The sequence below is a fragment of the Micromonospora sp. NPDC049903 genome (assembly GCF_044460945.1).
Classification (GTDB): domain Bacteria; phylum Actinomycetota; class Actinomycetes; order Mycobacteriales; family Micromonosporaceae; genus Micromonospora.
In genome coordinates this window covers 341730-364437 of sequence record NZ_JBITKL010000001.1, presented here as the reverse complement: position 1 = coordinate 364437, position 22708 = coordinate 341730, and the positions used below count along the sequence as shown (strand labels likewise).

The 22708-nt window shown below is 72.6% G+C and carries 22 protein-coding genes and 1 tRNA gene; 15 read left to right on the top strand and 8 right to left on the bottom strand.

The genetic code is table 11. From position 1 onward, the window contains the following. Nucleotides 1-8 precede the first annotated feature (8 nt). The 10 genes from ACIBO1_RS01645 to ACIBO1_RS01600 all read left to right on the top strand — a co-directional run bounded on the left by ACIBO1_RS01645 (nt 9) and on the right by ACIBO1_RS01600 (nt 8983). On the top strand, nt 9-947 hold the full coding sequence (locus ACIBO1_RS01645) for an exopolyphosphatase (protein WP_396741464.1): 939 nt from the start codon (nt 9-11) through the stop codon (nt 945-947). Between the two features lie 104 nt (nt 948-1051). Beyond that, nucleotides 1052-1552 (top strand): hypothetical protein, encoded by a 501-nt coding sequence (locus ACIBO1_RS01640; RefSeq protein ID WP_396740599.1) that lies wholly within the window; start codon nt 1052-1054, stop codon nt 1550-1552. Between the two features lie 199 nt (nt 1553-1751). Then, nucleotides 1752-2438, top strand: coding sequence for a dienelactone hydrolase family protein (locus tag ACIBO1_RS01635; RefSeq protein WP_396740597.1), 687 nt, complete (start codon nt 1752-1754; stop codon nt 2436-2438). Further along, complete coding sequence (locus ACIBO1_RS01630; RefSeq protein ID WP_396740595.1) at nt 2431-3171, top strand: uracil-DNA glycosylase; 741 nt, start codon at nt 2431-2433, stop codon at nt 3169-3171. Before ACIBO1_RS01635 ends, ACIBO1_RS01630 begins: the two co-directional genes overlap by 8 nt. Nucleotides 3172-3249: 78 nt before the next feature. Beyond that, entirely contained in the window at nt 3250-3981 is a 732-nt protein-coding gene (locus ACIBO1_RS01625; protein ID WP_396740593.1) for a DUF4129 domain-containing protein, read from the top strand. Next, nucleotides 3978-4568, top strand: coding sequence for a hypothetical protein (locus ACIBO1_RS01620; protein WP_396740591.1), 591 nt, complete (start codon nt 3978-3980; stop codon nt 4566-4568). The genes ACIBO1_RS01625 and ACIBO1_RS01620 overlap by 4 nt, the downstream gene beginning before the upstream one ends. Further along, complete coding sequence (locus tag ACIBO1_RS01615; protein WP_396740589.1) at nt 4568-5575, top strand: AAA family ATPase; 1008 nt, start codon at nt 4568-4570, stop codon at nt 5573-5575. The genes ACIBO1_RS01620 and ACIBO1_RS01615 overlap by 1 nt, the downstream gene beginning before the upstream one ends. A gap of 6 nt (nt 5576-5581) precedes the next feature. Next, complete coding sequence (locus ACIBO1_RS01610) at nt 5582-6952, top strand: DUF58 domain-containing protein (RefSeq protein WP_396740588.1); 1371 nt, start codon at nt 5582-5584, stop codon at nt 6950-6952. Continuing rightward, nucleotides 6949-7503: a hypothetical protein gene (locus ACIBO1_RS01605; protein WP_396740586.1), complete on the top strand. Its 555-nt coding sequence runs from the start codon at nt 6949-6951 to the stop codon at nt 7501-7503. Before ACIBO1_RS01610 ends, ACIBO1_RS01605 begins: the two co-directional genes overlap by 4 nt. Before the next feature lie 154 nt (nt 7504-7657). Then, nucleotides 7658-8983, top strand: a complete 1326-nt coding sequence (locus ACIBO1_RS01600; RefSeq protein WP_396740584.1) for an NAD(P)/FAD-dependent oxidoreductase — start codon at nt 7658-7660, stop codon at nt 8981-8983. 36 nt (nt 8984-9019) lie between these two features. On the opposite strand, the gene ACIBO1_RS01595 is transcribed toward ACIBO1_RS01600, so the two are convergent. Beyond that, nucleotides 9020-10849 (bottom strand): hypothetical protein, encoded by a 1830-nt coding sequence (locus tag ACIBO1_RS01595; RefSeq protein WP_396740582.1) that lies wholly within the window; start codon nt 10847-10849, stop codon nt 9020-9022. Nucleotides 10850-10950: 101 nt separating this feature from the next. On the opposite strand from ACIBO1_RS01595, the gene ACIBO1_RS01590 reads away from it, so the two are divergent. The 3 genes from ACIBO1_RS01590 (at nt 10951) to ACIBO1_RS01580 (ending at nt 12443) form a co-directional block, all read left to right on the top strand. Beyond that, nucleotides 10951-11031: transfer RNA gene (locus ACIBO1_RS01590), tRNA-Leu, on the top strand. Nucleotides 11032-11134: 103 nt separating this feature from the next. Next, nucleotides 11135-11971 carry a Bax inhibitor-1/YccA family protein gene (locus ACIBO1_RS01585; protein WP_131055973.1) on the top strand — a complete coding sequence of 279 codons (837 nt, stop codon included), beginning with the start codon at nt 11135-11137 and terminating at the stop codon, nt 11969-11971. A 139-nt stretch (nt 11972-12110) separates the two neighbouring features. Beyond that, nucleotides 12111-12443, top strand: a complete 333-nt coding sequence (locus ACIBO1_RS01580; RefSeq protein ID WP_396740580.1) for a hypothetical protein — start codon at nt 12111-12113, stop codon at nt 12441-12443. Between the two features lie 11 nt (nt 12444-12454). Here ACIBO1_RS01580 and ACIBO1_RS01575 read toward each other — a convergent pair whose 3' ends face one another. The 3 genes from ACIBO1_RS01575 to ACIBO1_RS01565 all read right to left on the bottom strand — a co-directional run bounded on the left by ACIBO1_RS01575 (nt 12455) and on the right by ACIBO1_RS01565 (nt 15708). After that, the gene (locus tag ACIBO1_RS01575) at nt 12455-13714 is read right to left on the bottom strand and encodes an acetyl-CoA C-acetyltransferase (protein ID WP_396740578.1); all 1260 of its coding nucleotides are present in this window, start codon (nt 13712-13714) and stop codon (nt 12455-12457) included. Nucleotides 13715-13802: 88 nt separating this feature from the next. Further along, on the bottom strand, nt 13803-14594 hold the full coding sequence (locus tag ACIBO1_RS01570; protein ID WP_396740577.1) for an SGNH/GDSL hydrolase family protein: 792 nt from the start codon (nt 14592-14594) through the stop codon (nt 13803-13805). 61 nt (nt 14595-14655) lie between these two features. Continuing rightward, the gene (locus tag ACIBO1_RS01565) at nt 14656-15708 is read right to left on the bottom strand and encodes an SGNH/GDSL hydrolase family protein (RefSeq protein WP_396740575.1); all 1053 of its coding nucleotides are present in this window, start codon (nt 15706-15708) and stop codon (nt 14656-14658) included. 162 nt (nt 15709-15870) lie between these two features. Between ACIBO1_RS01565 and ACIBO1_RS01560 the strand changes: the two genes are divergently transcribed. Next, nucleotides 15871-16227, top strand: coding sequence for a YkvA family protein (locus tag ACIBO1_RS01560; RefSeq protein WP_396740573.1), 357 nt, complete (start codon nt 15871-15873; stop codon nt 16225-16227). An 81-nt stretch (nt 16228-16308) separates the two neighbouring features. Continuing rightward, nucleotides 16309-17679 (top strand): cystathionine beta-synthase, encoded by a 1371-nt coding sequence (locus tag ACIBO1_RS01555; protein ID WP_396740571.1) that lies wholly within the window; start codon nt 16309-16311, stop codon nt 17677-17679. A gap of 172 nt (nt 17680-17851) precedes the next feature. Here the strand turns inward: ACIBO1_RS01555 and ACIBO1_RS01550 are convergent, their stop codons facing one another. The 4 genes from ACIBO1_RS01550 to ngg form a co-directional block, all read right to left on the bottom strand. Beyond that, nucleotides 17852-18361, bottom strand: coding sequence for a GNAT family N-acetyltransferase (locus ACIBO1_RS01550; RefSeq protein WP_396740569.1), 510 nt, complete (start codon nt 18359-18361; stop codon nt 17852-17854). After that, nucleotides 18358-19287: a ribonuclease Z gene (locus tag ACIBO1_RS01545; protein WP_396740567.1), complete on the bottom strand. Its 930-nt coding sequence runs from the start codon at nt 19285-19287 to the stop codon at nt 18358-18360. The genes ACIBO1_RS01550 and ACIBO1_RS01545 overlap by 4 nt, the downstream gene beginning before the upstream one ends. Before the next feature lie 336 nt (nt 19288-19623). Continuing rightward, nucleotides 19624-20814 carry an osmoprotectant NAGGN system M42 family peptidase gene (locus ACIBO1_RS01540; protein ID WP_396740566.1) on the bottom strand — a complete coding sequence of 397 codons (1191 nt, stop codon included), beginning with the start codon at nt 20812-20814 and terminating at the stop codon, nt 19624-19626. Further along, complete coding sequence (ngg, locus tag ACIBO1_RS01535; RefSeq protein ID WP_396740564.1) at nt 20811-22706, bottom strand: N-acetylglutaminylglutamine synthetase; 1896 nt, start codon at nt 22704-22706, stop codon at nt 20811-20813. The genes ACIBO1_RS01540 and ngg overlap by 4 nt, the downstream gene beginning before the upstream one ends. Between the last annotated feature and the right edge of the window lie 2 nt (nt 22707-22708).

The following is a 22708-nucleotide window of genomic DNA, read 5'->3' as shown; positions in this document are numbered from 1 at the left end:
CGACGCGTGTGGCCGCCATCGACTGTGGCACCAACTCGATTCGGTTGCTGGTCGCCGACCTGCCCGACCCGTCGGAGGGGCCCTCGGCGCCGCTGCGCGACGTGTCCCGGCGGATGGAGATCGTCCGGCTGGGCCAGGGCGTCGACGCCACCGGACGGCTCGCCCCCGAGGCGATCGAGCGGACCCGGGTCGCGCTCGCCGACTACGCCGCCGAGATCGAGAAGTCGGGTGTCGAGCGGGTGCGGATGTGCGCCACCTCGGCGAGCCGGGACGCGGAGAACGCCGCCGACTTCCGGGCCATGGTGCAGCAGACGCTGGGCGTGGCGCCCGAGGTGGTCAGCGGCGACGAGGAGGCCCGGCTCTCGTTCACCGGCGCGGTACGCGGACTGCCGTCCGACGCGCGGTCGCCGTATCTGGTGGTGGACATCGGCGGCGGCTCCACCGAGTTCGTGGTCGGCAGCCGGGACGGCGGCGTCGACGCGGCGATCTCGATGGACATCGGCTGCGTCCGGATGACCGAGCGGCACCTGCACGGGGACCCGCCCGGGCTGGACGAGATCGCCGCCGCGCAGGCCGACATCGCGGTGGCGGTCGACCGCGCGTTGACGGTGGTGCCGGGACGCGAGGCGGCCACGCTGGTCGGGCTCGCCGGGTCGGTCACCACCGTGGTCGCGATCGCCGAGGGCCTCACCGGGTACGACCCGACCCGCATCCACCACGCCCGGGTGTCGTACGAACGGGTGGCGCAGGTGACCGCCGAGCTGCTGGCGGCCAATCGGGAGCAGCGGTTGGCGATCCCGGTGATGCACCCGGGCCGGGCCGACGTCATCGGTGCCGGCGCGCTCGTCCTCCGGGTGATCATGGAACGGGCCGGGATGGACTCGGTGGTGGCCTCCGAGCACGACATCCTCGACGGCATCGCCTGGAGCCTCGCTCCGGTCGGCTGAGTGCCTTCTGGGAAATAGCTGAACGGTTGATGCCCACGGGGCGACGGACGACATCGATGATCGCTTACGGTGTCGTCTGCTCATCCACCCTGGAAGGACAAACCGTGTCAGAGCAGGTCGCATCGGCTCCCGCGCCGAATGCTTCGCAGGACCCGTCGAGTGTCCCGGCACCGCCCTCCGGAGAGGCGGCGGGGCAGTCGGCGCCGCCGACCGAACCGGCGCGTGGGTCCGGTGGCAAGAAGAAGCTGATCGGCATCGTCGGCGCGCTCGTCGTGTTCGCGGTCATCACCGGTCTGAAGTTCGGCCTCGCCAGCCTCTTCGACTCCGACAAGACCGCCGAGGCGAAGTCCGGTGACTGCATCGCCGAGCTTCCCGAGACGATCGGCGAGCAGGAGACCGAGGTCAGCGGTGCGAAGGTGGTCGCCTGCACCGACACCGACGCCGCGTACAACGTGGTCGGTCGGGTCGACGACCAGACCGAGGCCCAGGCCCGCACCGGTGAGGCGTGTGAGCCGTACTTCAAGGAGGGCGAAGACGGCTACGTCTTCTACAGCGTCAAGCCCGGCGCCACCGGCTACCTGCTCTGCCTGACCCGGAAGGCCTGACGGCAGGGCATGGCCCCGCACCATCGACGGCGGCACCGACCCGGTGCCGCCGTCGGCGTGTCGAGCGGGGTGTGCGAACGGGAGGTGAACACCACTGCTCCCGCATCTTCCTAGCGATGGTCACCCCGTGGCAGGCTACCGACACGTACGACCACTGGGCGACCAGCCAACGATGACTGACCGCTAGGAGGATGGGCCGATGGGCGAGATGGTTACTTACCGTGGCGGCGGAGGTACCGGCGAGGGGTATCTCGCGGTGCCCGCCAGTGGCACGGCCAGCCCTGCGGTCATCGTCATCCAGGACTGGTGGGGCCTGGTGCCGCAGATCCGGTCGGTGGTGGACCGCTTCGCCGAGGCGGGCTTCGTCGCGCTGGCCCCGGACTTCCGGCACGGCGAGCCGGCGGGCAAGCCGAGCGAGCCCCGACGACTGTTGAACGGTCCACAGATGGACGAGGCGGCCCGCGAGATCGCGGTGGCCGCCGACTACCTCGCCGGGCGTGCCGAGGTGACCGGAAAGGTCGGCTGCGCGGGTTTCTGCGCCGGGGCGAGCCTGGCGCTCTGGGCGGCCAGCCACTCCGAGCGGATCGTCGCCGCCGCCGCGTTCTACCCCCGGCTGCCCTGGGAGGGCATGCGTCCGGAGTGGACCGACTACGCCGGCAAGGACGCCCTCGTGCACTGCTCCGAGGCGGACGGCACCTCCACCGACCCCGGCGTCCAGACGGTCCGCCGGGCGATCGAGAACGCCGGCGGCACCTGCCAGTTGCACGACTACCCGGGCACCGCGCACGCCTTCTTCAACGAGGACCGGCCGGAGAAGTTCGACCTGCGTGCCGCCACCAGCGCCTGGGCCCGCACGCTCGAACTGTTCCGGGCCAAGCTTGGCTGAGTCGCGTACCCCGGCCGACGTGGTCGCCCGCGCCACGCGGGCGGCCGACCTGACCGACCTCGACGCGGCCGTCGCCGACTGCTTCGCCTGCCCCCGGCTGGTCACCTGGCGGGAGGAGGTGGCGCGCACCCGACGCGCCGCCTTCCGCGACCAGGAGTACTGGGGCCGGCCGGTACCCGGCTTCGGTGACCCCGAGGCCCGGATCGCCGTGCTCGGGCTGGCCCCGGCGGCACACGGCGGCAACCGCACCGGACGGATCTTCACCGGCGACCGCTCCGGCGACGTGCTCTTCGCCGCGCTGCACCGGGCGGGCCTGGCCAACCAGCCGACCAGCGTGGCCGCCGACGACGGACTGGCCCTGCGGCACACCCGGATCTTCGCGGCGGTGCGGTGCGCCCCGCCGGACAACAAGCCGAGCCCGGCCGAGCGGGACACCTGTGCGCCCTGGCTGCACCGGGAGGTCGACCTGATCCGACCGACGCTGCGGGTGGTGGTGGCGCTGGGCGGCTTCGCCTGGGCCGCGTGGTGGCCGGTGGCACGCCACGTGTACGGCGTCCGTCCGCCCAGCCCGCGACCGTCGTTCGGCCATGGGGCACACTGGTCCGGCACGGCCGTACCGGAACTGCTCGGCTGCTATCACGTCAGCCAGCAGAACACCTTCACCGGACGGCTGACACCAGGAATGCTTGACGATGTGTTCGCCCGGGCGAAAGAACTGGCCGGGTTGGACTGACGCTGCGGGGTGGTGGAGATGGCGGACGCGACGCAGACGAGCCCGCCGTACGCCCTGGTGGAGCGAAGGTAGGTCGACGTGGACCTGCTGCGCAAGTGGTGGCCCGTCACCGCGGTGATCGGCCTGCTCGCCGTCGTCACGCTGGCCGCCGCGCACTCGTCGATCGGCGCGAGCCGGATCCCGCCGGCGGTGCAGGACGCCCCGTTCGTCCTGGAGTACCCGACCGGCGACCCGCGTCCCTCGATCCCGGTCGAGCCGCGCGACGCCGCCGAGCAGACCCGGGCCGAGATCCCGCCCTGGATCGGCACGCTGGCGTTGGCGCTGCTCGGGCTCGTCCTGCTCGTGGTCATCGGCTACCTCGCCTGGACGGTGATCCGGGGCATGACCCGCCGGGTCACCCGGCGGCTGCCCGCCCGTCCGGCCCGCCGCAGCGCCGCCGGCACCGCCCGCGAGGTGGTCGCCGCGGTCGACGCCGGCCTGGTCGACCTGGACGACCGGGACACCGACCCGAGGACCGCCGTGATCGCCTGCTGGGTCCGCCTCGAAGAGGCCGCCGCCGGTGTCGGGGTGCCCCGACTGGCCGGTGACACCCCCACCGACCTGGTCACCCGGCTGCTGCGCGGGGACTCCGCCAACGGCGTGCCGACGATCGTCAGCGCCGACGTGCTGGCCGAGCTGGCGCAGGTCTACCGCGAGGCACGGTACGCGACCCGCCCGGTCGAGGAGCGCACCCGCGACCAGGCCCGCGCCGCCCTGCAACGGTTGCGCGGCGAACTCACCGCCACCGCCGCCGCCGGAGCGCCGGCATGAGCAAAACCAGTATCGACGACCTGCTCAGCTTCGAGGAGGAACGGCCGGTCCAGCAGGAAGCGCCCCGGGGTGGGCGGCTGCGGAGCCTGCTCGGGTTCCTCGGCCTCACCGCCGCCGCGACCGTCGTCCTGATCGCCGGGCTGCGGGCGGTCGGGTTGCGGGTGTCCCTGGTGGTGCTGGTCGCCGGAGTGGTCACCGTGCTCGCGGTACGCCGCATCGTCGCCACGCTCGCCCCTCCGCCGCGCTCCGGACAGACCGTGGCGCGGCCGCAGCAGGACGGCGAGGAGGACGGGATGTACAACTGGGACGCCCGAGACGCGCTGCGCACCGCGATCAACGGGTGGGAGCTTCCGCTGGAGTGGTCCAAGACCCAGCCGGAGCGCTTCTCCCACGTGATCCTGCCCCGCCTCGCCGAACTGGCCGACGAGCGGCTCCGGCTCAAGCACGGCGTGACCCGCGAGTCGGATCCCGGCCGGGCCCGGGCCCTGCTGGGCGAGCGACTGTCGACGTTCCTGGACACCCCGCCCCGCCGTACCCCTTCGCCGCGCGATCTCGCGGCGATCGTCGCCGAACTGGAGAAGATCTGATGAACGACGTCGGCCAGACGATGCCCCCCGCCGAGGTCGGCCGCCTCGCCCGGGCGGTGTTGGACGCGGTGGGCCAGGTCGTGGTCGGCAAGCGGGACTCGCTGGAACTGGTCCTCGCCGGCATCCTCGCCGGTGGACACGTGCTCCTGGAGGACCTGCCCGGCCTGGGCAAGACGCTCACCGCGCGGTCCTTCGCCCAGGCGCTCGGGCTGGACTTCCGCCGGCTCCAGTTCACCCCGGATCTGCTGCCCGCCGACGTCACCGGTTCGTTCCTCTACGACCAGCGCAGCGGCGACTTCACCTTCCGGGCCGGCCCGGTCTTCACCAACCTGTTGCTGGCCGACGAGATCAACCGGACGCCGCCGAAGACCCAGTCCGCCCTGCTGGAGGCGATGCAGGAGAAGCAGGTCTCGGTCGAGGGGGTCACCTATCGCCTGGACGAGCCCTTCCACGTGCTCGCCACCGCCAACCCGATCGAGTACGAGGGCACCTATCCGCTGCCGGAGGCGCAGCTGGACCGTTTCCTGCTGCGAGTGTCGTTCGGATACCCGGAGCGCGAGGAGGAGTGGGAGGTGCTGCGTCGGCGGATGGCCCGCCGCCGCGAGGAGGCCGAGATCAAACCGGTCGTGGACGCCGCCACCCTGCGCGCCATGCAGGCGGCGTTGGAGGACGTGGTGGTGGAGGACTCGGTCGGCCGGTACATCGTGTCGTTGACCGCGGCCACCCGGGAACACCCGTCGGTGCTGGTCGGTGCCTCGCCGCGTGGCTCGCTGGCACTGCTGCTGCTGGCCCGGGTGCGGGCCGTGCTCTCCGGCCGGGACTACGTGGTGCCGGAGGACGTCAAGGACGTCGCGGCACCGGCGTTGGCGCACCGGATCACGCTGCGGCCGGAGATGTGGCTGCGCCGGGTCGACCCGTCCTTCGTCGTCGGCGAGGTCCTCGACGGCACTCCCGCGCCGGCCAGTGGCGCGCTGCCCAGTTACGCCGCCGGTGGACCGGGACACTGACCCGTCGTGACCGCTCCGGACCGACCGGCCCCGCCGAGCTGGACGCCGACTGCGGCGCTCGGCCGCGCGGTGCTGCTCACCGGCCTGCTGCTGGCCGCCGCAGTGCTGTTGGGTCGGGTCGACCTGGTCGTGCTGGCCGTGCCGTTCGCGCTCGGCACCGCGTACGCGCTGCGTCGCCGACCCACCGAGCTGCCCCAGGTGTGGATCAGTGCCGACGAGGCGCACCTGGTGGAGGGCGGCGACGTGAGCGGCACGGTCAGCGTCGGCAACCCGGGCACTGTGCCGTACGACGTGGCGGTGCTGCGTACCCGGGTCTCGCCGTGGCTGCGGGTGACCCGGGCGGCCCTCGCTGGTGGCGACGCGCCCGCCGGCCGGCGGTCCTCTCCGACCGACCGGCCCTTCGTCACCTCCGTCGCCCCGGACACCGCAGTCGACCTGGAGCTCTCCGGCACCGCGTTGCGGTGGGGACGGCACCGGATCGGCCCGGCCGGCGCCCGCGTCGCCGCCGCGCAGGGCATGCTGACCTCCCGTGCGGTCTACGCCGAGCCGATCAGGTCCAAGGTGTACCCGAAGACCGAGCCGTTCGACGCGGTCGAGGCGATGCCCCGGGCCGCCGGCCTGGTCGGCGCGCACCATTCGCGTCGGCCCGGCGAGGGCGGCGAGTTGGCCGGTGTCCGCGTGTTCGCCCCCGGCGACCGGCTGCGCCGCATCGACTGGCGGGTGTCGCTGCGGGCCCGGCAACTGCACGTGGCGTCCACCCTCTCCGACCGGGACGCCGAGGTGGTCGTGCTGCTCGACGTGCTCGCCGAGGCGGGCCGCTCCGGCGGGATCGCCGGCACCGCCTCGGTGCTGGACACCACGGTCCGGGCCGCCGCCGCCATCGCCGAGCACTACCTGCACCGGGGCGACCGGGTGGCGTTGCTGGAGTACGGCCCGAGCGCCCGCCGCCTTCGTCCGGCCACCGGACGCCGCCAGTACTTGACCGTCCTGGAGTGGCTGCTGGACGTGAAGGCGCAGTCCTCCCCGCACGAGCCCTACGACCAGGTGTTCGGGCCGCAGGTGCTCTCCGCCGACGCACTGGTGGTGGTCCTCACGCCGCTGCTGGAGGAGCGGTCGGCGCAGATGCTGGCCCGGCTGGCCCGCTCGGGACGGTTCGTGGTCGCAGTGGACACCCTGCCGGCCGACCTGACCCCGCCGACCGACCGGGGCTGGGCCGAGGTGGCGTACCGGCTGTGGCGGCTGGACCGGGAGACGATGATGGCCCAGCTTCGCGAACACGGGGTGCCGGTGGTGCCCTGGGCCGGTGCGGGCAGCCTCGACCAGGTGCTGCGGGACGTGGCCCGACTGGCCACGGCACCTCGGGTGGGTGGCCGGTGATCGCGCGGCTCAAGGCGGTACGGACGGCGGCCGGTCGGATCACCCTGGCCCCGATCCTGGTGCGCTTCGGCGTCTTCCTCGTCACGTTCGCCGGGTTGCTGCTGTCGTACCCCGTCCAGATGCTCCAGGGGCAGACGCTCGGCGCGCTGGCCGTGGTCGCGGTGGCTCCTGCGGTGTCACCGCACCGGTTCTGGCCGAGCTTCGCCACGCTGGTCACGGTCGCCGGCTGGGTGCTCGCCACCGACCTGCACGAGCGGCCGATCGCGCTGTGGCGGCTGCTGTTCGTGGCGGCGCTGCTCTACCTCGCGCACACGCTGACCGCCCTGGCGGCACTGCTGCCGTACGACGCGGCGGTGGACCCGGATCTGATCGTGCGTTGGCTCACACGGGCGGGCACAGTGGTGCTCGCCACGTCGGTCCTCGGGGTGCTGCTGGTCGAGTTGGCCCGGGTCGGCAGCGACGGCACCGGACGGATGCCGGTCACGATCGCCGGTCTGCTGGTGGTCGTCGGGTTGACCGCGATGCTGGCCTGGCTGCTGCGACGCAGGTGAACGGCGGTTCGGACGGGATCGCCGGGGCCTGCGGTGCCGCTGTGATTCGTCCGGTTTCGTCCCTGCGGTAGCGCGGGTCACACTGAGGTTGTGCTCGGTCACAGAAGGGTGCCGCGAGCGGGGTTACCGGCGCTGGCACGGGAAAGATGTAAGCGTGAATCCGAAGCGGATCCTTGTGGTGGGTGCCGGGCACGTCGGGCTCTACGCGGCCCTGCGCCTGTCGAAGAAGCTCAGCTCCCGTGAGGCCGAGGTCATCGTCGTCGACCCGCAGCCGCACATGACCTACCAGCCGTTCCTCCCCGAGGCGTCGGGAGGGAACATCTCTCCGCGGCACTCCGTGGTGCCGCTGCGTCGCGAGTTGCGCAAGTGCACGGTGGTCGCCGGTGCGGTGACCCGCATCGAGCACGACCGCAAGACCGCCACCGTGCAGCCGATCGTCGGCCCGCCACGGGAGATCGCGTACGACCACGTCGTGGTCGCACCGGGCTCGGTCTCCCGGACCCTGCCCATCCCCGGCCTGCACGAGCACGGCATCGGGTTCAAGACCATCGGCGAGGCCATCTATCTGCGCAACCACGTGTTGGAGCAGTTGGACGTGGCGGCCGCGACGACCGACCCGGAGGTCCGGCGCCGCGCCCTCACCTTCGTCTTCGTCGGCGGCGGTTACGCCGGCATCGAGGCGCTCGCCGAGATGGAGGACATGGCCCGGCACGCGCTGAAGTACTACCCCGAGCTGACGGCGTCGGACATGCGGTGGGTGCTGGTCGAGGCCACCCAACGGGTCCTTCCCGAGGTCGACCGGGACATGGGTGCCTACACCGTGCAGCAGTTGCTCAAGCGGGACATGGACATCCGGCTGGACACCCGCCTGGAGTCCTGCGTCGACGGGGTGGTGAAGCTCTCCGACGGGGACAGCTTCAGCTCGGACACCATCGTCTGGACGGCGGGCGTGAAGCCGGCGCCGATGCTGGACGCCACCGACTTCCCCCGCGACGAGCGGCGTCGGGTCACCTGCCGGCCCACCCTCCAGGTGGTCGACGGTGACCGGGTGGTCGAGGGCGCCTGGAGCGCCGGGGACTGCGCCGCCGTACCGGACCTGACCAAGCCGCCGGGCAACTTCTGCTCGCCGAGCGCCCAGCACGCGGTACGCCAGGCCCAGCGGATGGCCGACAACATCGCCGCCGTGGTCCGGGGCGGGCAGCCGGTCGACTACAAGCACAAGCACGCCGGCAGCGTGGCCAGCCTCGGCCTGCACAAGGGCGTGGCCCAGGTCTACGGCGTCAAGATGACCGGCTGGCCGGCCTGGTTCATGCACCGGACGTACCACATGAGCCGCATCCCCTCGTTCAACCGCAAGGTCCGGGTGGTGGTCGACTGGACGTTGGCGTTCTTCCTCAAGCGTGAGGTGGTCGCCCTCGGTCAGTTGCACGATCCGCGCGAGGAGTTCGCCGAGGCGTCCTACCCGGGCTCCAAGGCGTAGTGGTCCGAGCCCGCGCGGCCCACCGGCCGCGCGGGCTCAGACCCGCCAGATCCACGCGTCGGCCACCCGGCTGGACGGCCCGTAGAGCGCCTCCAGCGTCAGCCGCAGGCTGTCCGCGTGCGCGGTGGCGACCGCCAGCACCACGCAGGAGGCACCCCAGTGCCGCACGTCCTCGGCGGCCCGGCGGCGCTGGTTCTCGCCGACCACCGGGCGTAGGCCGCTTCGGGCCACCTCGGCGAGCAGCGCGGCCGTGGGCCGTGGGGCCACCCCCATCGCGGCGCTGCCGCCCCGGCCGTGCGGGCCGATGAAGAAGCCCTCCGGCATGCCGAAGGCGGCGTCGGCCGCCGTCGACCATCGCATCGGCCAGGGGTCCTTCGGCGTCGCCAGCGGCACCGGCACCAGCACCCCGCCCGGTTCGACGCAGGTCCGCCAGTGCCCGGCGGTGACGAACTCGGGCACCGGCGTGCGCGCGGCGGTGGGCAGCGGCGTCGGGACCAGTGGCAGGAGCACCACACCGGCCGTCACCAGCGCCAGCCGTCGGGCACGCCGCCCCACGCGCAGCGTCCGGTCCAGCGCGAGCACCAGGATCGTCGCCGCCAGCGGCGGCACCGCCAGGGCGAAGCGCATCGGTAGCGCACCGTCCACCACCGGCAGCCCGGCCAGCAGCGCGTACGGCCCGGGCAGGCCGGTGCCCTCGCCCCGGTGGACCACCTCCGGGCCGAGCGAGAGCGTCCCCATCACCAGGATGCCGGCGAGGCAGGCCAGCACCAGCGGGCGCCGCCGCAGCCAGAGCGCGCACCCGGCGGTGACCACCAGCAGGGGCCAGCCCAGGAAGGTGTTGTACTCGGCAGGCCCGGTGGTCAGCTCGGCCGAGCGCTCGTCACCGAGCAGGGTCAGCGGCGAGACCGCCCACCAGCTGCGCAGGTCGGCCGAGAAGTAGTGCGGGCTGAACATGCCGTCGGCGACGCCGAGCGGCCCGGCGAACTGGAGCCACAGCGGGCGGGCGAGCACCAGCAGGGCCAGTCCGGTGGCGAGCGCCATCCCGCCGACGAAGGCGGGCAGCGCGCGGCGGGTCAGGTCCCGGTCCACGGCCGCCATGGTCGCGGCCATCACCAGCAGGGTGACGGCGGCGAGGAACAGCACCTCCTCGCCGACGAACACCTGGACGCAGACCACGGCGGCGAGCCCCACGGCAGAGGTCACCAGCCGCCGCCGGTCCGGCCCGGCACGCCCGGTGCCGTCGGCGGCCCGGAGCAGGCGCACCACCAGCCAGACCACGACCGGTAGCAGCCACTGGGCGGTCATGTGCAGGTGGCTGTTGGTCTGCGAGACCATCCCGGGGCCGAAGCCGCACAGCGCGCCGCCCAGGACGGCGGCCAGGCGGTGCGCGCGCAGCAACCGGGCGAACAGCAGGTACCAGGCGGTCGCGGTGGCGGCCAGGTTGCCGGCGGCGAGCAGGGCGAAGGTGACCGGCGCGCCGAACACCAGGGTGACCGGTGCGAACAGCAGGCCGAGGGCGACGACCGAGGTGTTGGCCATCAGGTTCACTCCGTCCGGGGCGTTCAGCCGGTCGGTGTGCAGCCCGAAGTCGCCCAGCAGGGCCCGCGCGTCCACGGTCAGGAACCACTCGTAGAGGACCTGGTCCTCGGGGTTGAGGGCGAGCACCCGCCCCGTCGGGTCGGGCCAGAGCCCGTGTGTGAGCCAGCCCGCCAGCACCACGAACACCAGCCCCACCAGCAGGTCGGCCCGGTGCCGCGTGACGGCCGCCACCAGCCGGGCCCGGCGTGGCAGGCGTACCCGATCGGTGGTACGGATCGCCCGCTCGGACACGCCGTTTTCGCGTGCGGTGGGTGCGGCGCTGCTCACGGCCTCGACCCTAGTGCGGGTGCTCCGCGCGGGACGCCGCAGCGGGCGGGAACCCGCTACCGTGGCACTGCACCACGCGTGTCGTCGCGTCGGGGTCACCCGCCCGGGTGGTGGAACGGCAGACACGGCCGCCTTAAAAGCGGCTGCCGCAAGGCGTGCGGGTTCGACCCCCGCCCCGGGCACTCTCAGGGTTCCCTCAGCATTCCGATCGACACCGCGCTGCTCCGGCCGTTTACTCTTGTAGCGCGCGTTGACGTGCCACGACCCCCTTAGGGAGGCCAGAGAGTGAAGACTTCGAACCCGGTGCTCGCCCGGCTCGGCCAGGCGGCCGAGCGGGAGCGTGCCGCCGGGTACGCCCCGACCGGGCCGTACGGACAGCCCGGATACCCCCAGCAGCAGTACCCGCCGCAGGCCGGTTACCCCGGTGCGCCGGGTTACCCGTCCGCGCCGCCGGCGGTCACCCCCATGTCGATCGACGACGTGGTGGTCAAGACCGTCATGCTCCTGGCCATCGTCGGTGTGACCGGCGCGGCGGCCTGGGTGATGGTGCCCGACGCGCTGCTCGGCGTCGCCTGGATCGGTGCCGCCGTCGTGGGCCTCGTGCTCGGCATGATCATCTCGTTCTCCAAGATGGCGAACCCGGCTCTGGTCATCGCGTACGCGGTGGTCCAGGGTGTGCTCGTCGGCGCGGTGAGCAAGTTCTTCGAGTCGCTGTACGACGGCATCGTGATCCAGGCGGTGACCGCCACCTTCGGTGTCTTCTTCGTGATGACCATGCTCTACCGGGCGAAGGTCATCCGGGCGACGCCCAAGTTCGTCAAGGGCATGGTCGCCGTGATGGCGGGTCTCTTCGCCGTCATGCTGATCAACCTGGTGCTGGCGATGTTCGGTGTGAACACCGGTCTGCGTGACGGCAGCCCGCTGGCCATCGGGTTCAGCATCGTCTGCATCGTGGTCGCCTCGCTGAGCTTCATCCTCAGCTTCAAGGAGGTCGAGGACGGCGTCCGGATGGGCCTGCCGCAGCGCTACTCCTGGGTCGCCGCCTTCGGCATCCTGGTCAGCCTGATCTGGCTCTACATCGAGATGCTGCGCCTGCTGAGCTACTTCCAAGGCGACGACTGACCATCGCCGCCCAGCGACCGACCGGCGCCCGCCCCACCCGGGGCGGGCGCCGTCGTTCGTAGCCGCACCCGTCGCCCGGGCCGCAACCGTCGACGACGGCCATGATCGCCGGCCCCGGGCCGGTGCGTACAGTGCGGGGATGGGCGATTCGCAGGGGCGGGACGAGGTGGGGCGAGGCGTGGAACTGCTGGTGCGGCAAGTGGGGCACTGGCAGCACCCCCGCTGGGCGGCCCCCGCCTCCCGAGGCAACCTGTCCCGGGCGGACCTGGTGCACCGGTTGGTGCAGGAGATCGCCAACCTGGCCGCCGACGCGGAGGGGCAGCCCCGGCGCAGCGTGCCCCGGCTCGACAACGACCTCGTCCTGCCCGACCAGCTCCGGGTGGTCGCCGCCGACCTGCTGGCCGCCGGTCCGCCCGAGGAGACGCTGGCGCGGGCCGCGACCGAGGTGGCCGCGACCCGCACTGCGCTCTAGGTGTTCCCGCGTCAGTTGAGGCGTTCGAGGACCATCGCCATGCCCTGCCCGCCGCCGACGCACATGGTCTCCAGGCCGATGGTCTTGTCGTGCCACTGCAACGCGTTCAGCAGCGTGCCGGTGATCCGGGCACCGGTCATCCCGAAGGGATGACCGACCGCGATCGCGCCGCCGGCCACGTTCAGCTTCTCCTCGGGGATGCCGAGCTGCCGGTACGACGGGATCACCTGAGCCGCGAACGCCTCGTTGATCTCCACCAGGTCGACGTCGTCGATGGTCATGCCGGCCCGCGCCAGCGCCTGCCGGCTGGCCTCGACCGGACCGAGCCCCATGATCTCCGGCGAGAGCGCGGTGACGCCGGTCGAGACGATCCGGGCCAGCGGGGTGACCCCCAACTCCTCGGCCCGCTGGGCGCTCATCACGACCACGGCGGCGGCACCGTCGTTGAGCGGGCAGCAGTTGCCGGCGGTGATCCGCCCGTCCGGCCGGAACACCGGCTTGAGCGCGGAGACCGCCTCCAGCGTCACCCCGGCACGCGGGCCGTCGTCGGCGGAGACCACGGTGCCGTCCGGCGTGGTGACCGGGGTGATCTCGCGGGCCCAGAAGCCGTCGGCGATCGCCTTCTCGGCCAGGTTCTGGCTGCGGACGCCGAAGGCGTCCATGTCGGCGCGGCTGACGTCGTGCACCTGGGCCAGGTTCTCGGCGGTCTGCCCCATGGCCAGGTAGACGTCGGGGAGTGCGCCCTGCTCACGGGGGTCGGTCCAGACCGGGGCGCCGGCCTCCGTACGGCTCTTGGAACGGTCCCGCGCCTCGGCGAACCGGGGGTTCTCCCAGCGTCCCAGCAGGGCCTGCGCCTCCGGGGGCAGGACGTCGGAGTTGCCCCGGGCGTAGCGGGAGACGGTCTCGACACCGGCGGAGACGAAGACGTCGCCCTCACCGGCCCGGATCGCGTGCATCGCCATCCGGGTGGTCTGCAGGGACGAGGCGCAGTAACGGGTGGTCGTGGCGCCGGGCAGGCCGTCGAGGCCCATCAGCACGGCCACCACCCGGGCCATGTTGAAGCCCTGCTCGCCGCCGGGCAGACCGCACCCCAGATAGAGGTCGTCGATCTCGCGCGGGTCGAGCTGGGGGATCTTGTCCAGGGCGGCCTGCACGATGGTGGCGGCGAGGTCGTCCGGCCGGACATCACGGAGGGAACCCTTGTGGGCCCGGCCGATGGGGGAGCGGGCGGTGGCGACGATCACGGCGTCGCGGGACGACTCAATCGGCATGGGCACACGCTAACTCGGTGGTAACTTGCAGCGGAAGTTTTCCGCAGTCGGGAAATGTCACCCCGCCGGGGCGGCCGATCGACCCAGGTCAGCGGCGAGGCGTCACCGCCGCTGCCGCGACCACGGCCGGCAGCAGTGCGTGCGCCCAGACCCGGTAGCCGTCCGCCGAGGGGTGGTAGCCGTCGTGGCAGAACGTGCCCGCGTCGGCCCGGAACACCGGACCGGTCTCGGTGGCCAGGTCGACGACCGTGCCACCGGCGTCCAGGACCGCGCCGGTCTGCGCCCGCGCCACCCAGCGCCCCACCAGGCCGACGACCTGACGCAGGGGAGGGGCGATCGCGCGTACCGCGCCCAGGTCCGGGCAGGTGCCGACGACGACCTCCACGCCCGCCTGGCGCAGCCGGTGCACGGCCGCCCCGAGGTAGGCGGCGGCGTCGGCCGGGCGGCGCATACCGGTCACGTCGTTCGCGCCGACCAGGATGACCGCGACGTCCGGCCGCTCGCCGAGCAGCGCTCGGGCCACCTGGGTGGCCAGGTCGGTCGAGCGGGAACCGGAGACGCCGACGCTGGACAGGTGCACCTGCCGCCCGGCGGGCCCCTCGGCGAGCAACTCGGCCAGTTGACCGCCGATGGTGTCGCCCAGCCGGTCGACCCCGACGCCGAGCGCCGAGGAGTCGCCGAGCAGCACCAGCCGCAGCACCGGCGCGTCGCTGCGGCCGACCGTGGCCCGCAACGCGAGCCCCAGCTCCGGCTGGGCGTACCGGCGGTTGCGCGCCGCCACGGCCTGTCCGGCCAGGACGGCGGCACCACCGAGCGTGCTGGCGAGCAGGGAGACGGCGGCGGTGCGGGCGACCCGGGCACCGGGAGAGAGCCCGGTCATCGTGCCGCTCCCAGGCGCGTACCGGCACACCGTGACCCGTGCTGCGGCCTGATCCGCTCAGTCATCTGAGTCCCTCCACTGCGGGTGAGTCGATCGCGGAGGCCGGCTGTGGCGTCGCGCCGCCCCCGAAGAAGCCCCGGCGGCGAAGCTGTGCCCACCGACCGGCCGGCCCGCTCTCCCTGCCGCGGACCTGCGTGCCGCTGACCTCCGTCCCCGGGTGCTGGGCCGCTTCCTGAGCAGCCTTCGGCAATGACCGTACGCCTTCCGGGCGCGCGCGCGAAGGCCCGCGTTCGGCGCCCTGCGAGAGCGCGGAGACCACCGTGGGCAACAGGGCCGCGGCGGCGGCCGCGTAACCCTCGGCGGACGGGTGGAACCGGTCCCAGGCGAACATCCGCCCCGGCTCGGCGTCGAACCGGGGACCGAGCAGGTCACCGAGGGAGACCGTCCAGCCGCCCGCCGACACGACCGCGACGGTCTGGGCGGCGGCGAGCTGCCGGCTCCACCGGCGGGCCAGCCAGCGCAGCGGCGGTTGGATCGGCCGGATCGCCCCCAGGTCGGGACAGGTGCCGACGACCACCTCGGCGCCCGCCTCCCGCAGCGCGCGGACCCCCTCGGCGAGATGGCGGATGGCCAGGGCGGGTGGCGTCCGGTTGGTCACGTCGTTGGCGCCGATCAGGATCACCGCCACGTCGGGATCGCACTCCAGGGCCGCCTCGACCTGGAAGCGCAGACCCGCCGAGATGGCGCCGACCACGGCGAAGCGGTGCAGCCGGACCGGCCGTCGTAGCCGTCGGGACAGGCCGGTGGCCAGCAGCGCACCGGGCGTCTCGCGGCGGCGGTGCACGCCGTAGCCGGCGGCCGAGGAGTCACCGAGCACGACCACGGTGATCGGCGTACCCGGGAACTTCGCACCGTAGACCCCGTCACAGCGCGGCGGTGGCGCCTCGGCCATCGGGATGGTCCGCCGGGCCTGCCGGGCCTGGCCGAACAACACTCCGGTGGTGGCCGCTGCGGCGGCCACCGAGGCACCGGTGCCGATGGCCGCGAGGCGGGCCACCCGCCACGCGCGCTGCCAGCGCGGACGCTCCGAGACGACGGAATCAACCACCCCCATGAGGCGACACTAGCGCGCGGGTACGACGGCTCGCTGTCGTCGAGGACTCTGCACGGATGCCTGGAAAACGACCGATCTGGGTACTTGGCGCTGCGGTGTCGTGTGACGGATCGTGGAGGTTGCGCCGGGTCGTCACGCTGCACGGTGGAGAGGAGCACGACGATGGCTAAGACGTTGAAGCGGGGTGCGGCGTTCGTGGCCCTGGCCCGGGCGCTGACGGCCGGTGCCCGGGGCGGTCCGTCGATCGGCGCGCGGGTCGGGGCGCTGCCCAGGATGATCTCGGCCACCGCGCGCGGCCAGTACGACGGCGGCCTGCGGTTGGCGATGATGACGGCGGCCACGGCCTACATCGTCTCGCCGATCGACGCCGTACCGGAGATGTTCCTGACGGTGTTCGGGCTGATCGACGACGCGGTCATGGTGACCTGGTTGGCCGGCGCGGTGCTGGCCGAGACCGAGCGTTTCCTGGAGTGGGAGGCGCGGGGCGGCTCCGTGATCCCGGGGCACGTGGTGCCCTGACCCGACGTACCCTGGGCGCGGGAATCACGCGATCACCCGCCCGGCCTCCGGCGCCGGCGCCGGAGGAAAGGGCACAACGAGGTGCAGTACTACGACAACGTCGTCGAGATGATCGGCAACACGCCGCTGGTACGTCTGCGTACCGTCGCCGAGGGCATCCAGGCGACCGTGCTGGCGAAGGTGGAGTACCTCAACCCCGGCGGCTCGGTCAAGGACCGGATCGCGGTGCGGATGGTCGAGGACGCCGAGGCCGCCGGCATCCTCCGGCCCGGTGGCACCATCGTCGAGCCGACCAGCGGCAACACCGGTGTCGGGCTGGCCCTGGTGGCGCAGCTCAAGGGCTACCGGTGCGTGTTCGTCTGCCCCGACAAGGTCAGCCAGGACAAGCAGGACGTGCTGCGGGCGTACGGCGCCGAGGTGGTCGTCTGCCCGACCGCCGTCGCGCCCGAGGACCCCCGCTCGTACTACAACGTCTCCGACCGGCTGGCCCGGGAGATCCCGGGCGCCTGGAAGCCCAACCAGTACGCCAACCCGGCCAACCCCCGCTCGCACTACGAGACCACCGGGCCGGAGCTGTGGAAGCAGACCGAGGGCCGGATCACGCACTTCGTCGCGGGCGTCGGCACCGGCGGCACCATCTCCGGCATCGGGCGCTACCTGAAGGAGGCGTCCGGCGGCAAGGTCAAGGTCATCGGCGCGGACCCGGAGGGCTCGGTCTACTCCGGCGGCACCGGCCGGCCGTACCTGGTCGAAGGGGTCGGTGAGGACTTCTGGCCGGAGACCTACGACCGCAATGTGGCCGACGAGATCATCGAGGTGTCGGACAAGCAGTCCTTCGAGATGACCCGGCGGCTGGCCCGCGAGGAGGGGCTGCTGGTCGGCGGCTCCTGCGGGATGGCGGCGGTGGCGGCGCTGGAGGTGGCCCGCGCCGCCGGACCGGACGACGTGGTCGTGGTGCTGCTTCCCGACGGTGGCCGGGGCTACCTGTCCAAGATCTTCAACGACGCCTGGATGGCCCGCTACGGCTTCCTGGACAACTCCGGCTCGGAGCCGACCGTGGCGCAGGCGCTGGCCGCCAAGCCCGGTCAGCTTCCCGAGCTGGTCCACGTGCACCCCACCGAGACGGTCCGCGACGCGGTCGACTACATGCGCGAGTACGGCGTCTCGCAGCTCCCGGTGCTCAAGGCCGAGCCGCCGGTGGTGACCGGCGAGGTGGCCGGCTCGATCGCCGAGAAGGACCTGCTGGACGCGCTCTTCACCGGCCAGGCCCAACTGCACGACACGATCGAGCGGCACATGGGGCCGGCGCTGCCGATGATCGGTGGTGGCCAGCCGGTCAGCGAGGCGGTGAACCTGCTGGAGAAGTCCGACGCCGCGCTGGTGCTGATCGACGGCAAGCCCAAGGGCGTCCTCACCCGCCAGGACCTGCTCGCCCACCTCGGCGCCCGCTGAGGTCTAGCGAAGCCCGCGTGCAAGGAAGGGCACCTTATTAACGCCTCGTGCATAGCAGGGGTCCCTTACTAACGCCGAACGCGGCTCCGTGATGTCGACATCGGGAAGCTGCGAGATCGACTGTTAGCAGGGGACCCCTGCTCTACCGCAGGCGTTAATAAGGTGCCCTTCCTTACACCGCACGGGTGTAGCGCAGCTGGGGGGCCTGCGTGGCACCGATCAATTCGACGCGTTCGACTCCACTGGGGGACCAGCCGCCACGCTCGTAGAAACGGCGTGCGGGCGCGTTCTCGCGCAGCACCCAGAGTGCCGCACGGCGCCAGCCCCGCGTACGCATGCCGGCCAGGGCGTCGACCATCAGTTCGCGACCGACGCCCCGGCCGCGCTCGGCGGGGGCCAGGTGGATCGCGCACAGGAGCCCGGTGTCCGGGTCGTCCTCGTCGTCCGGGCCGGAGTAGCTGAAGCCGGCGAGGGTGTCGCCCCGTACGGCCAGGATCATCCGGTGGCTGTCGCGCTCCCAGATCCACCGCTCGGCCCAGTACTCACCCATGGCCTCCGGAGTCGGGTCGGCCAGCGCCTCGGGCGGCAGGAACGACGAGTACGCGGCGACGCGTGAACGCTGGTGCAGGGCGCCCACCGCCATCAGGTCGTCGACGGTTGCGGTACGCAGCGTGACAGTCACTCAGCCGAGGGTACCCGGCGGGGCGGCACCTGAACCGTGGTCAGATCCTCGGCGATCACCAGGTCCCCGTCGAAGTGTCGGCGCGCCTCCTCGGCGAAGCGGAGCGGGTCGGCGTAGCGCTGGGAGAAGTGGGTCAGCACGAGTCGGCGTACCCCCGACTCGGCCGCCACCCGCGCGGCCTGGCCGGCGGTGAGGTGCCCGACCTCGGCGGCGAGTGCCGCCTCCGACTCCAGGAACGTCGACTCGATCACCAGCAGGTCGGCCTGGTCGGCCAGCGCGTACACGCCGTCGCAGAGGCCGGTGTCCATCACGAAGGCGAACCGCTGCCCGGGGCGGGGCACGCTCACCTCCTCCCGGGTGACGCGACGCCCGTCCCGGTCGAGGTGGCCGACGCGCTGCAACTCGCCGACCGCCGGCCCGTCGATGCCGTACGCGGCCAGCTTCTCCGGCAACATCCGGCAGCCGTCCGGCTCCACCAGCCGATACCCGTACGTGTCGACGGGGTGCCGTAGTCGGCGGGCCTCCAGCGTGCCGCAGCGCAGCGCGATGCGCTGCCCGTCCGCCTCGATCGGCGTGACGGCCAGCTCGGCGGTCTCGTGGAAGGAGCTGGCGTGCCGCAGTCGGGCGAAGTACTCGGCGCCCTCGGCGGGGAAGTGCACCGCCACCGGCCGCGAGACCCGGTCCAGGGAGAGGCGCTGGATGGTGCCGGGCAGGCCGAGGCAGTGGTCGCCGTGGAAGTGGGTGACGCAGATCCGGGTCAGGTCGGTGGCGGTGACCGTGGTGTGCAGCAGTTGCCGCTGGCTGCCCTCGCCCGGGTCGAAGAGGATCACCTCGCCGTCCCAGCGGAGCACGTACCCGTTGTGGTTGCGGGCCCGGGTCGGGGCCTGACTGGCCGTCCCCAGCACCACCAGCTCGCGCATCGACACGGCGACCTCCAGGAAGGGGACCCGGACAAAGGGCGACCCCCGGGGTTTCCGCGCGGACGCGGACCGACTGGACTGAGTCGGCACCCCGGGGGTCGGGTGGCTTGTCGTGGATTCGCCGCACCGCTGCCACACGGTCTCGACGCTTGTTACTGCCCGCCTGCGAACAGACGGTCACTGTCGAGGACAGCGGCTAGCGGACAGCCACCTCACGAGTCCGATTGCTATACAAGTCTGGACCACCTCCTTTCACGTGTACCGCCACGTTATCCAGCGGTGGCCGCACCGGCAACGGATTTCGATCACATCTGTCGGGACGGGCCGTGCCGGGCGTCCCGGTCAGTCCGGGGCGATGCCGATCGGGCCCTTGCGGGGGCCGTCCGCGCTGGCCGGCTGCACCGCCAGCGACGGGAAGTCGGCCAGGTCACCCTCCGGCTCGGCGTCCCACTCGGGGAACACCAGGTCGCTCTGGAGATAGAGGCAGAGCAGTTGGGCCAGGTGGTGCAGCCCGTCCAGGTGGGTACGTTCGTGCCCGTGGGTGGCGTCGACGCCGAAGCCGAGCAGGGCCACCCGGGCGTGGGCGCCCGCCTCGACCGCCGCCGCCACGTCCGAGCGGTAGTAGTCGAAGACGTCGCGGACCAGGTCGACGTCGTGTTCACGGGCGATCGCCGCGAGGTTCCTGGTCAGGTGGTAGTCGAACGGCCCCACCCCGTCGCCCATCGCCAGGGTGGCGGCGTTCTCCCGGGACTGCTGCCCGGGGGCGACCACGGCGGCGTCCACCGAGACGATCTCGGCCACGTCCGGGTCGAGCCCGTGCGACGCGCCGTGGCCGATCTCCTCGGTCACGGTGACCAGCAGGTGCGCGGTGACGGCGGGCTTCACCCCCGCGTCGACCATCGCCTTCATCGCCGCCAGCACCGCCGCCACGCCGGCCTTGTCGTCCAGGTGCCGCGACTTCACGTAGCCGCTGGGCGTGACCGTCGGGTTGGGCAGGAACGCCACGAAGTCCCCCGCGTCGATGCCGAGCGCCCGCAACCCGGCGATGTCCTCCACCGGCTCGTCGATGCGTACCTCGACCTGATCCCAGCCGATGCCCTGCTCGTCCACCGCCTCGTTGTAGCGGTGTCCGCTGGCCTTGAGCGGCAGCACCTGACCGGTGACCACCCGGTCCAGGTCGTCGGTGAAGACCCGGACGTGCGCGCCCTCGGCGAACCGGGCGCTGTGCGTACCGATCGGGTTCAGCTCCAGCCGACCGTTCTCCTTGAGCCGCTTGACCATCCCGCCGATGGTGTCGGTGTGTACCACGATCGCCCGGTCCGCCCCGGTTTCCCGGGGGCCGGGCAGGCAGGCGCTGAGCGCGCCCCGGCGAGTCAGCGTCGACGGGATGCCGAGTGCCGACAGGCGCTCGCCGACGTACTGCTGCACGTGGTCGGTGCGCCCCGACGGGCTCGGGATGTCCAACAACTCGACCATCACCTGACGCAGATAGTCGAGGTCGATGGGGAGCGGAGTGGTCTTGCGTACGGTCATGCCCCAGATGGTGCCGCACCGGCCGGGGTCCACAGCCGTTGCGGTGCCCGAGTCCCGGGGAAAAGCAGGTCCACGAAGCGTTCGGCGGTGGGCTGGGGCTCGTGGTTGGCCAGCCCCGGCCGCTCGTTGGCCTCGATGAAGACGTGTTCCGGCCGGTCCGGGGCGGGTACCAGCAGGTCGAGCCCGGTGACCGGGATGTCCAGCGCCCGACTGGCCGCCACGCACGCCTCCGCGATCATCGGGTGCAGCTCCCCGGTGACGTCGTGGATGGTGCCCCCGGTGTGCAGGTTCGCGGTCCGGCGTACGGCCAGCACCTGCCCCTCGGGCAGGACGTCGGTGAGCGCGTACCCGGCCTCGGCGACCACGTCCCGGGTCATCTCGTCGAGCGGGATGCGGGACTCACCACCCGTGGCGGCGGCCCGACGCCGGCTCTGCCGTGCGATCAGCTCGGTGATGTCGTGCACGCCGTCGCCGGTGATCGAGGCGGGTCGGCGTACGGCGGCGGCCACCACCTCGTGGTCGATCATCACGACGCGCAGGTCCTCACCGGTGCACAGCTCCTCCAGCAGCACCTCGGGACAGAACCGGGCGGCCAGTTCGACGGCGGCGGCCAGCGCCTCGTCGGTGCGTACGCCGACGGTGATGCCGTTGCCCTGTTCGCCACGGGCCGGCTTGACCACCAGGTGGCCCACCTCGGACAGGAACTCGGCGTCGGCGGCGTCACCGGTGGCGGTCCGCCCACGCGGCACCGACAGGCCGGCCTCGGTCAGGATGCGACGGGTGACCCGCTTGTCGTCGCATCGGCTCATGGCCACCGCCGAGGTCAGCTCGGAGAGCGACTCCCGGGTGAGGATGGTCCGGCCGCCACTGGTCAGCCGCAGCTCACCCCAGGCCGCGTCGGTCACCTCCACCCGGATGCCCCGGCGCATCGCCTCGTCGGCGACGATCTTCGCGTACGGGTTGAGCTCGTCGTAACCGGCCGGCATGGCCGGCAGGAACAGCCGCTCGTTGATCGGGTTCTTCCGCTTCACGCAGAGCGTGGCGGTGCGATAGAAGCCGAGCCGCTCATAGAGCCGGATAGCCCCCGCGTTCTCGGCGAGCACCGACAGGTCGACGTACGCGCGCCCCCGGGCCACCAGCCGGGTGGCCAACTCGGTGATCAGCGCCTGGCCGGTGCCGGGCGGCGCCTGGTTGAAGTCGACCGTGAGGCACCAGAGGCTGGCACCGTTGTCCGGGTCGTCGAAGACCGCCACGTGGTCGACGCCGGTGATGGTGCCGACGATCTCGCCGGTCGCCGCCTCCGCCACCAGGTGCAGGAAACGGTCCGTGGCGGCGTTGTCGACCAGGATGTCCACCGGGGCGGTGACCATGCCGTTGGCCGCATAGATCCGGTTGACCGCGTCCGCGTCGGCGGCGTCGCGCAGCCGGCGGATGCGTACCCCGGGCAGCTCGCCACGCCCGTTCACGGCGGCCGGGGTGTCGGCGTTTCCTGCCTCCTCGCTCGTCCCGTCGGCCCGACGCGGACCCGACCGGGCCCCGCCCAGCGGCAGCCGGAAGGTCAGCGACGGGTCGATGAACAGTTCGTCGGGCAGGCGGGAGACCAGCACGTGCGGGTCCCGCAGATAGATGCAGATGTCGCGGGCGCCGGCCGCCTCGGAGCGCAGCACGTCGGCGACGGCGGCCTGGTCGGCGAAGGTCTGGCCGAAGACCAGCCGTCCCCACCCACAGTCGAGGATGACGCCCTCGTCGCCGCCGGAACGGTCGTCGTCGGTGGCGTCGCCGCCGGTGTTCGCGGCGATCGGATCACCGCCCGGCCCGACCCGCTCGTACCGTCGTCCCGCGCCTCGACCTCGGTCGGTCCGGGCCACCCCGGTCGCCAGGGTGTCGGTCACGG